Here is a 227-nt window from a genome sequence, read left to right as displayed (position 1 = left end):
GCAGGTGCAGGTGGCACGACCATCACCAATGTGAAAGCAGGTGATATCAGTTCAGCAGCTTCAACAGATGCAGTGAACGGTGGCCAGTTATTCACGACGAACCAAAATGTCACTACTGCGCAAACTGCAGCTGATGCAGCACAAGCGACAGCGGACAAAGGCATCAAGTTTGGTAATGGTACAAGCAACAACCAATTTGCATTAGGCGATACGCTGAATGTGAAAGG

At 48.9% G+C, this 227-nt stretch carries 1 pseudogene; it reads left to right on the top strand.

The features are described 5' to 3' along the window. Positions 1-227, top strand: a pseudogene (locus tag MMO42_RS18165) (hypothetical protein); the annotation flags it as partial.

The organism is Acinetobacter sp. ANC 3882 (assembly GCF_022549545.1).
Classification (GTDB): Bacteria; Pseudomonadota; Gammaproteobacteria; order Pseudomonadales; family Moraxellaceae; genus Acinetobacter.
Note: the sequence above shows the minus strand (reverse complement) of the source record. Positions and strands in the feature narration are given on the sequence as shown.